Origin of the sequence: Amycolatopsis sp. NPDC057786 (genome assembly GCF_042797905.1) — a bacterium.
In the GTDB taxonomy this organism is placed as follows: domain Bacteria; phylum Actinomycetota; class Actinomycetes; order Mycobacteriales; family Pseudonocardiaceae; genus Amycolatopsis.
On the sequence record NZ_JBHVKW010000173.1, the window covers coordinates 1 to 8,809 of the forward strand.

Genomic DNA, 8,809 nt, shown 5'->3' on the forward strand with positions numbered 1-8,809 from the left:
ACTGGGTGATCGGGCCCGCATTTGGGCCTCTGGATGCGGTCCTTGCGCGCGCAAGGACCGCATCCAGAGGACCAAACGCGTCAGCGGGCGAGGCCCTGTTCGAAGGCGAAGAGGCCATCCGGGTCGTATTTCCGCGCCACCCAGCGCAGGCGCGGCAGGCTGTCGCCGTAGTACGCCTTCGCCCAGTCGGGCATCTCCGGGTCGATGTAGTTGATGTACCCGGCCCGCCCGTATTCGCGGCCGAGTTCGTCCCTGACCAGGCCGATCGCCTGGCGCGCGGCCGCCTCGCCGCCCTCCAGGCCACGGGTGATCTGGATGCTGCCCAGCGCGGACCGATGCGGGAAGCACGACTCGCTCGACGGCACCCGCGCGATCGCGCCGCCATACGCGTCCACGATCGAGTACAGACGGGGATCGCTGGTCAGCAACGTCGCGAGCGCGCCGGGGTCGGGCACCGGATGCGTCAGCATCCTCGAAGTGGCCACATACTCCCCGCGTTGCGCGACCGCGGCGGGGAACTCGGCCTCCTGGGCGAAGGCGCGCATCGTCGGGAGGTGGCCCTGCTCGATCACCTCACGTTTGGTCGGCTAAGTGCCGACCCGGCGGACCAGATCGTCCAGTAGCGGGTTCACCTGCGCGGCGGTGCCCACGAAGCAGCCACCGCAGTTCGCGGCCGTCGCGCCGAGACCCATCCCGGACCACAGTTCGTCCGGCATCGCGGGCTGCCACTCCTGCCAGGCGGCGACCAGCGCGGCCAGCACGGCGGGCGGGAAGACCAGGTTGAAGTTCGTCAGCGTCCTGGCAGGCGCGGTGCGGAAGGTGAACGACGTGACGATGCCGAAGTTGCCGCCGCCACCGCCACGCAACGCCCACAGCAGGTCCGGCGCGGTCTCCTCCGACACCAGGCGCGCCTTCCCGTCCGCACCGACGATGCGGACGGATTCCACATTGTCGCAGGTCAGCCCGTACTTGCGGGCCAAGACGCCGATCCCGCCGCCGAGGGTCAGCCCGGCGATGCCGACCTGGGGACAGCTGCCGGCGGGCAGCGCGCGCCCCGCTGCCGCCAAGGCCTCGTACACCTGGCCGAGCTGGGCGCCCGCCCCGATCGCCGCGCGGCCGCCGGGCAGGATCTCGACGGCGTTCAGCGGGGACAGGTCGACGACCAGCCCTTTGTCCACAATGGAATACCCGGCGTAGCTGTGCCCGCCGGAGCGGGCCGCGATCGGAATCCGCTGCCTGGCCGCGAAATCGACGCAGTGCCGCACGTCGTCCTCGTTCGCGCAGACCGCGACACCGGCGGGCAGCCGATGGTCGTAGAGGCTGAAGAACCCGAGCCTCTTTTCGTCGTACCCTGGCTCGCCCGGCCGGAACAGCTCACCCGTCAACCGGGCGCGCAACCGTTCCCACGGACCACCGCCCTCGGGGAGCTCCGCGGGCACCGCCGCCATCACCGGGACCGCCCCCGCCAGCCGCAACACGGTTCGCCTGTCGAGCTCCATCGCTCATCCCCCACCGTCGGATCCGCCTCCGGGTGTCCGCCATCGAGCATAACGGCGCGTCGACATTCGGGGGTTCCCTCGCCGGTCGCCTTGCCGCGACGCCCGTCGCGGGTGTGTGATCGAGGACACACCTGTACGCGGCATCGTGTGGTGAGGAGACCGGCATGGCCGACAAACAGAGCAAGAACGGAGACTCCGGGGCCGCCGTCGCTGTGGACGACCCGGCGAAGGTCCGCAACGTCGTCCTGGTCGGCCCGTCGGGATCAGGCAAGACGACACTCGCCGAGGCGCTGCTCGCCGCGTCCGGCACGGTGACCAGGGCGGGCTCGGTCGTCGAAGGCACGACGGTGTGCGACCACGACCCCGCGGCGGTCCGGCAGCAGCGGTCGGTCGGCCTCTCGGTCGCCCCGGTGCTGCATCAGGGCCACAAGATCAACCTCATCGACACTCCCGGGTACGCCGATTTCGTCGGCGAACTGCGCGCCGGGCTCCGCGCCGCCGACGCCGCGCTGTTCGTGGTCTGCGCGGCGGAAGGAGTCGACGCGGCCACGATCGCGGTCTGGGAGGAATGCGCCGCCGTCGGCATGCCGAGGGCGGTGGTCGTCTCCCGGCTGGACCATCATCGCGCCGACCCCGAAGGCGAGATCGCGGCCTGTCAGGAGGCTTTCGGCGCCGGAGTCCTGCCGCTGTACCTGCCCGCGCGTGACGGGCTCGTCGGGCTCATCACGCGCCGCTACTTCGACTATTCGAACGGCTTCCCACCCCGGGTCGGCGAGCCGGACCAGGCCGATCTCGCCCGGATGACCGAGGCCCGCAACGAACTGATCGAAGGGGTCATCGCCGAGAGCGAGGACGAGTCCCTGATGGACCGGTATCTCGCCGGCGAGGAGATCGCCGAGGACACGCTGATCGCCGACCTCGAGACCGCCGTCGCCCGCGGCTCCTTCCATCCGGTGATCCCGGTGTGCGCGACGACCGGGGTGGGACTCGCCGAAGTCCTCGACGGGATCGTGCGCGCCTTCCCTTCGCCACTGGAGCACGTCCCTCCGGAGGTCACCTCCACCACCGGCGAACCGCACGCCGGGCTCCGGGCCGATCCCGACGGCCCGCTGGCGGCCGAGGTCGTCCGGACCGCTGTCGACTCCTACGTCGGCAGGGTGTCCCTCGTGCGGGTGTTCTCGGGGACGCTCCGCCCCGAACGCCCGGTGCACGTCTCCGGCCACGGTCTCGCCGAACGCGGGCACGAGGATCACGACGCCGACGAACGGGTCGCGCATCTGTACTCGCCGCTCGGGGCGAACCTGCGCGAAGTCCCGTACTGCGTCGCGGGCGACCTCTGCGCGCTCACGAAGGTCGGCTCGGCGGAAACGGGCGACACCGTTTCCTCACCGGACGATCCGCTGATCATGAAGCCGTGGGCGATGCCGGAACCGCTGCTGCCGGTCGCCGTCGTCGCGAAGACCCGCAGCGACGAGGACACCTTGGCGCGCAACCTTTCCCGGCTCGTCGCGGGCGATCCGACGCTCCGGCTGGACCGCAACGCCGAGACCAACCAGCTCGTGCTGTGGTGCATGGGCGAGGCCCACGCCGACGTCGTGCTGTCGCGGCTGCGCGCGGGAGGCGCCGACGTGGACACCGAGCCCGTCCGCATCAGCCTGCGTTCGACCTTCGCCGGTCCGGGTCGTGGGCACGGACGGCACGTCAAGCAGTCCGGCGGGCACGGCCAGTTCGCCGTCTGCGACATCGAGGTCCAGCCGCTGCCGAGGGGTTCGGGCTTCGAGTTCGTGGACAAGGTCGTCGGCGGCTCGGTGCCGCACCAGTTCATCCCGAGCGTCGAAAAAGGCGTCCGGGCCCAGGCTCAGCGAGGGATCGTCGACGGCCATCCGCTGATCGACATCCGCGTGACCCTCGTCGACGGCAAGGCGCACAGCGTCGACTCGTCGGACGCCGCGTTCCAGACGGCGGGCGCGCTGGCGCTGAAGGAGGCCGCCGCGGCGGGCAAGATCGCGCTGCTCGAACCACTCGAAGAGGTCGCGGTGCGGCTCCCGGACGAGCATCTGGGCACCGTGCTGGGCGATCTCTCGTCCCGGCGTGGCCGCGTGCTCGGTACCGAATCGGCTGAAGGCGGCCGCACGGTCATCCGCGCCGAGGTCCCCGCAGTTGAGCTCCTGCGTTACGCGATCGACCTGCGTTCGCTGACCTCGGGAACGGCGACGTTCACCCGCAGGCACGCCAGGTTCGAGCCGATGCCGGAAGGGGCGGTGGCCTACTGAAACTCGAAGCCGCCCGGCCGTCCGTTCCGGTCGGCCAGCAGACCGGCCAGGGTGGCGACGGCGATCTCGGGCGGCGTGCGTGAGCCGATGTTCAACCCGACCGGGCGATGGACCCGGGCGATCTCGTGCTCGGATACGTCCAACGCCTTGAGCGCGGCGACATGCGGGCCGGCGTGGCGCGGATTGCCGAGCACCCCGACCCACCGCGCCGGGCGCTCCAGCACGGCCTTGAGGACGTCGCCGAGTTCGGGCCGGTCGTGATCGGTGACGACGACGTCGGTGTCCGGGCCGAGGTCCGGCACCGTCGTGAGGGCGTCCACGCCGTTCTCGACGTCGGTCACCCGCGCACCGTCCGGCTCGAACAACACTGCCTTGTAGCCGAGATCCTTGCCGTAGCGCAGGAGGAACGACGCCACGGGCGTCGCGAACACCGCCACCAGCAGCCGTTCGCTCATGGGCCCTCCTACAGCTCGGGTTCGGCGATCTCGAAGTATTCCGGAAGCCGGGCGGTTCCCGCGAGGCCGAAGTACCGGACCTTCCGTCGCCGCCTCAAGTGCAGGGTGTCCCGGACGGCGTCGTTGTGCACGCGCCGCGCGATGACGACGCGGTGCTCGGCGTCGGTCAGCTCCTCGGCCAGGGGCGCCGGCAGGGCGGCACGGTCGACGCGCGCCAGCCGCAACGTCAGCTCGCTTTCCTCGGCTTCTCGATCCGGCCTCGGTGCCCGCTCGGCACGCTCGGCCAGCGCGCGCAGCTCTTCGTCGCCCAGGATCGCGGCGGCCGCCCTGGCGACGACGGCGCGCCGCGCGAGGGCCGCGTCGAGCGCCGCCCAGCCCGCGTCCGTCCGGACGTGCAGCCTGTCCAGCCTGTTCGCCGTCGCGAGCAGGAAAAGCCCGCCCAGCACGACGATCACGGCGACGAGACCGCCGATCCACACCCAGGTCGTCATCGGCTGAACTCGCGTTCACCCGCGCCGACACGCCGGGGGTCGGCGGCGATCGCGGTCTCGTACACGCGCAGCACCTGCGTGGTGACCACGGACCAGTCGAACATCGCGACCCGCTCCCCCGCGGCCGCCGCCAGCGACACCCGCCGGGCCGGGTCACCGAGCAGTTCGCGCAGGCCGTCGGCGAGTGCCGCCGCGTCGCCGGTCTCGGTCAGCATCCCGGCCTTGCCGTCGTCGAGCACCCGGCGGAACGAGTCCAGCCCGCTCGCCAGCACCGGCGTGCCCGCCGCCATCGCTTCGGTGAGGATCATCCCGAAACTCTCGCCGCCCGTGTTCGGCGCGCAGTAGACGTCGACGCTCCGCAGCGCCCGCGCCTTCGTCTCGTCGTCGACCTGGCCGAGCAGATCGATATGCGGCGCCAGCTCCGGCCCGGCCTCGCGGCGGAGCTGGTCGGCATCACCACGGCCGACGACCAGGAGCCGCAGCTCCTCGAACTCCGGCAGCAGCATCCGCAACGCGTCCAGCAGCACTCCCATCCCCTTGCGGGGCTCGGTGTACCGCCCGACGAACCCGACCGTGCCACCCGCGCGCGGATAGCCGTCCAGCGGGAGCGCGCGGGAGAAGAACTCGACGTCGACGCCGTTGGGCACCTCGACCGCGTCGCCGCCGGCGTGTTCGACCTGGACCCTGCGGGCCAGCGCCGACACAGCGATCCGCGCGGTGATCTTCTCCAGCAGCGGCCGCAGCACCGGCTGGAACGCCGCCAGCGTGCGCGAACGCGTCGTCGCGGTGTGGAAGGTCGCCACGATCGGGCCGTCCGCGACCTTCAGCGCCAGCAGGGAAAGACTCGGCGCGGCAGGCTCGTGCAGATGCAGGACGTCGAAGTCGCCGTCCCGGATCCACCGCCGCACCCGCGCGTAGGACACCGGGCCGAACTGCAACCGCGCGACGGAGCCGTTGTACGGGATGCCGAGCGCCTTTCCCGCGGGGACGACGAAATCCGGGACGTCGGAATCCTCGTCCGCCGGAGCGAGGACGGAGACCTGATGCCCGCGTGCCAGCAGCGCCTTCGCGAGATCGATGACGTGTCCCTGCACTCCGCCCGGCACGTCGAACGAGTACGGGCAGACGATCCCGATCTTCATGACCCGAGCCTGAGCCATGGGTTCAGCTCGCTTCGCCGAGGGCGGCCTGTTCCCCGGCTTCGAAGTCGGAGAGCCAGAATTTCTGCATCATGTGCCAGTCGGCGGGATGCGCGGCGATGTCCCCGGCGAAGATGTCCGCCAGCGCCTGTGTGGCCGCCGGCACCTCGGACCGGTTCGTCACCCGGATCCGCGGATGCAGCCGGATCTGCCAGCCGTCCTCGGTGAACCAGCAGCCCGCCGGGATCAGCGCGGCACCGGTGGTCGCGGCCAGCCTGGCCGGCCCGCCCGGCATCCGGGTCTGCTCGCCGAAGAACTTCACCGGTACGCCGGAATTCGTCAGGTCCCGGTCTCCCACCAGGCAGATCGCCTTGTTCTCCCGCAGCCGCTTGAGCAGCACGCGCATCGCGGAGCTGTCGCCGGTCAGCGGGACGATCTCGAAACCGAGCGACTCCCGGTAGGACACGAACCGCTGGTACAGCGACTCGGGTTTCAGCCGCTCCGCGACCGTGGTGAAACCGCCGAGATAGTCCGCGAGCCAGACACCCGCCGCGTCCCAGTTCCCGCTGTGCGGCAGCGCCATCACCGCGCCGTTGCCCTCGGCGAGTGCGGCGTCGAGGTTCTCCACACCGGTGATCGACTGGGCGACCTTGCGGCTGACCTCCTTGTGGTCCATCGAAGGCAGCCGGAACATCTCGTGCCAGTAGCGGGCGTAGGAGCGCATCGCGCGGCGGGTCAGCTCGTCGAGTTCGGCGCCGTCGGCCTGCGGCACCACCCTGGCGAGATTCCGCCGCAACTGGCGGACACCGCCGCCGTCCCGCCGGACGGCCAGGTCGGCGCCCAGCCCGAAGGTCACCGCGCCCGCCGACTCCGGCAGCCAGCGCGCGAGCCGCCAGCCCGCCGCGTAGCCGAAGTCGCTGAGCCGCTGGGAGAACCCGCTCATGCCCCGCCCTCCGCGGCGGGTGGCCCGGCCGCCTTGGCGGCCCTCGCCGCCTTGGCCACCGCGGCCGTCCGCTGCAGCAGGGTGATCACCGAAAGCACCGCGAGGAGCCAGAGCGAGATGTCCACGGTGTACGGAACGCCCAGACCGTGCAACCCGGTTCCCACGAGGGCGATGATCAGGCGTTCCGCGCGTTCGACGAGCCCGCCGTCCGCCTCCAGCCCGGAGGCCTCGGCGCGGGCCTTGACGTACGAGATGACCTGCGCGAGCACGAGGCAGATCAGCGCGGCGGCCGCGGCCGGGCGGTTGTCGTCGTGGACGAAGCACCACCATGCGATCGCGGCGAACAACGCGCCGTCGACCAGCCTGTCGCAGGTCGCGTCGAGGACGGCCCCGAACGCCGTGCCGTACCCGCGGGCGCGGGCCATCGCGCCGTCGAGCAGGTCCAGCATCGCGAAGCCCCAGACGGTGAAGGTGCCCCACAGCAGCATGTCGTTGGGAAAGAACGCGAGCGCGCACAGCACCGCCCCGGCCGTACCGATGACGGTCATCGCGTTCGGGGTCAGCCCGGCACGCACGAGCACCTTCCCCATCGGGTCGGTGACGCGGGAAACGGAGGCGCGCGCGAAAATGTTGAGCATCGGTTCTTCAGGTGCACCTAAGCAGCAGGGTCGGGTGGCCGCCCGAAGCCTATCCACCCGCACCGACACCCGTCGTCGCGCCCGTCCCCGGACCGGGTTCCGGTCAGTCCGCTTTGGCCAGTTCGGCCGAGTTCTCGAGGTCCGCGAGAGTCTCTTCCCGCATCGCCAGTTCCGCCTCGGCGGCGGCGCATTTCGGCGACAGCCGGCCCAGGACGGCGGCGCTGATCTCGCCGAGTGCCTTCACCTGTTCGGGTGTCAACGGGTCGAAAAGGCTCTCGCGGACGGCCTCGACGTGCCCGGGCGCGGCCTCCTCCAGCGCCGCGAAACCCTCGGGGGTCAGCACCGCCCAGGAACCGCGTTTGTCGGTGGGACACGACTCACGGCGCACCCAGCCGTTCGCCTCGAGCCGCGCGACCGCGTGCGACAGCCTGCTGCGCGACGCTTTCCGCGCGTCGGCCAGTTCGCTCATCCGCAGCCGCCGGTCCGGCGCCTCGGACAGGGCGACGAGCACTTCGTAGTAGGTGTGGGGCATGCCCGCCTCGTGCTGAAGCTGGCCCTCCAGGTGTGCTTGCAGCATTCGCGTGGCCGCGGAGAAGTCGCGCCAGACTTTTTGCTCCTCGTCGGAGAGCCATCGGGGTTCGGACATGTCACCCATTCTACCCCTGGTTGAACGCTCAACCAAATTGCGCTACAGTCATGGTTGAGCGCTCAACCAGACGAGGGTTCACCACGAACGCACCCAGACTTTTTGGAGATCGACACTCATGACCACCACCGAGATCCCGGGCTACGTCGCAGGCAAGTGGACGATCGACACCGCCCACTCCGACATCGCCTACACCGTGAAGCACCTCGGCCTGGCGAAGTCCCGGGGCAACTTCACCGCCTTCACCGGTGAGGTCGTCACCGCCGACAACATCCTCGACTCGTCGGTCACCGTCGAGATCGACGCCTCGTCGGTCGCCAGCGGTGTCGACGGGCGCGACACGCACCTCAAGTCCGAGGACTTCTTCCACGTCGACGAGCACCCGGTCATCACGTTCCGCTCGACCGGCATCCGCGAGGACGGCGGCGACTACGTCATCGACGGTGAGCTGACCTGGCGCGGCAAGACCGTCCCGGTCTCGCTCGAGGCCGAGTTCAACGGCATCGGCACCAACCCGGCCAACGACAACGCCACCACCCTCGGCGTCTCGGCCACCGCGACCGTGAACCGTCGCGACTTCGGCATCGGCCCGGAGGGCAACGCCTTCCTGTCGGAGAAGGTCAAGATCGACATCGAGCTGCAGGCCGCCCTCAACGCCTGAGGCTCGCCTCTCCAAGTGTCATGAAAGGGTCGTTCAGGACGTTTTCCTGCGGGACGCGCCGTTA

General features: G+C 70.6%; 8 protein-coding genes and 1 pseudogene. 2 read left to right on the forward strand and 7 right to left on the reverse strand.

From position 1 onward, the window contains the following. Nucleotides 1-80: 80 nt before the first annotated feature. A pseudogene (locus ACFVM3_RS41085) lies at nt 81-1,499 on the reverse strand (FAD-binding oxidoreductase). 164 nt (nt 1,500-1,663) lie between these two features. Here ACFVM3_RS41085 and ACFVM3_RS41090 point away from each other — a divergent pair. Further along, nucleotides 1,664-3,772 carry an elongation factor G-like protein EF-G2 gene (locus ACFVM3_RS41090; protein ID WP_378445220.1) on the forward strand — a complete coding sequence of 703 codons (2,109 nt, stop codon included), beginning with the start codon at nt 1,664-1,666 and terminating at the stop codon, nt 3,770-3,772. Here the strand turns inward: ACFVM3_RS41090 and ACFVM3_RS41095 are convergent. The 6 genes from ACFVM3_RS41095 to ACFVM3_RS41120 all read right to left on the reverse strand — a co-directional run bounded on the left by ACFVM3_RS41095 (nt 3,766) and on the right by ACFVM3_RS41120 (nt 8,084). Next, nucleotides 3,766-4,227: an XdhC family protein gene (locus ACFVM3_RS41095; RefSeq protein ID WP_378445222.1), complete on the reverse strand. Its 462-nt coding sequence runs from the start codon at nt 4,225-4,227 to the stop codon at nt 3,766-3,768. The two genes, ACFVM3_RS41090 and ACFVM3_RS41095, sit on opposite strands and share 7 nt — an antisense overlap. Before the next feature lie 8 nt (nt 4,228-4,235). Continuing rightward, nucleotides 4,236-4,718 carry an NUDIX hydrolase gene (locus ACFVM3_RS41100; protein ID WP_378445223.1) on the reverse strand — a complete coding sequence of 161 codons (483 nt, stop codon included), beginning with the start codon at nt 4,716-4,718 and terminating at the stop codon, nt 4,236-4,238. Beyond that, nucleotides 4,715-5,860 (reverse strand): glycosyltransferase family 4 protein, encoded by a 1,146-nt coding sequence (locus ACFVM3_RS41105; RefSeq protein WP_378445225.1) that lies wholly within the window; start codon nt 5,858-5,860, stop codon nt 4,715-4,717. The genes ACFVM3_RS41100 and ACFVM3_RS41105 overlap by 4 nt, the downstream gene beginning before the upstream one ends. A 22-nt stretch (nt 5,861-5,882) precedes the next feature. Next, nucleotides 5,883-6,800 carry a phosphatidylinositol mannoside acyltransferase gene (locus ACFVM3_RS41110; RefSeq protein WP_378445227.1) on the reverse strand — a complete coding sequence of 306 codons (918 nt, stop codon included), beginning with the start codon at nt 6,798-6,800 and terminating at the stop codon, nt 5,883-5,885. Next, entirely contained in the window at nt 6,797-7,438 is a 642-nt protein-coding gene (gene pgsA, locus ACFVM3_RS41115) for a phosphatidylinositol phosphate synthase (RefSeq protein ID WP_378445229.1), read from the reverse strand. The genes ACFVM3_RS41110 and pgsA overlap by 4 nt, the downstream gene beginning before the upstream one ends. 103 nt (nt 7,439-7,541) lie before the next feature. Continuing rightward, nucleotides 7,542-8,084 (reverse strand): MarR family winged helix-turn-helix transcriptional regulator, encoded by a 543-nt coding sequence (locus ACFVM3_RS41120; protein ID WP_378445231.1) that lies wholly within the window; start codon nt 8,082-8,084, stop codon nt 7,542-7,544. Between the two features lie 118 nt (nt 8,085-8,202). Here ACFVM3_RS41120 and ACFVM3_RS41125 point away from each other — a divergent pair, with 118 nt between their 5' ends. Then, nucleotides 8,203-8,745, forward strand: coding sequence for a YceI family protein (locus ACFVM3_RS41125; RefSeq protein WP_034307837.1), 543 nt, complete (start codon nt 8,203-8,205; stop codon nt 8,743-8,745). The last annotated feature ends 64 nt before the right edge of the window (nt 8,746-8,809 follow it).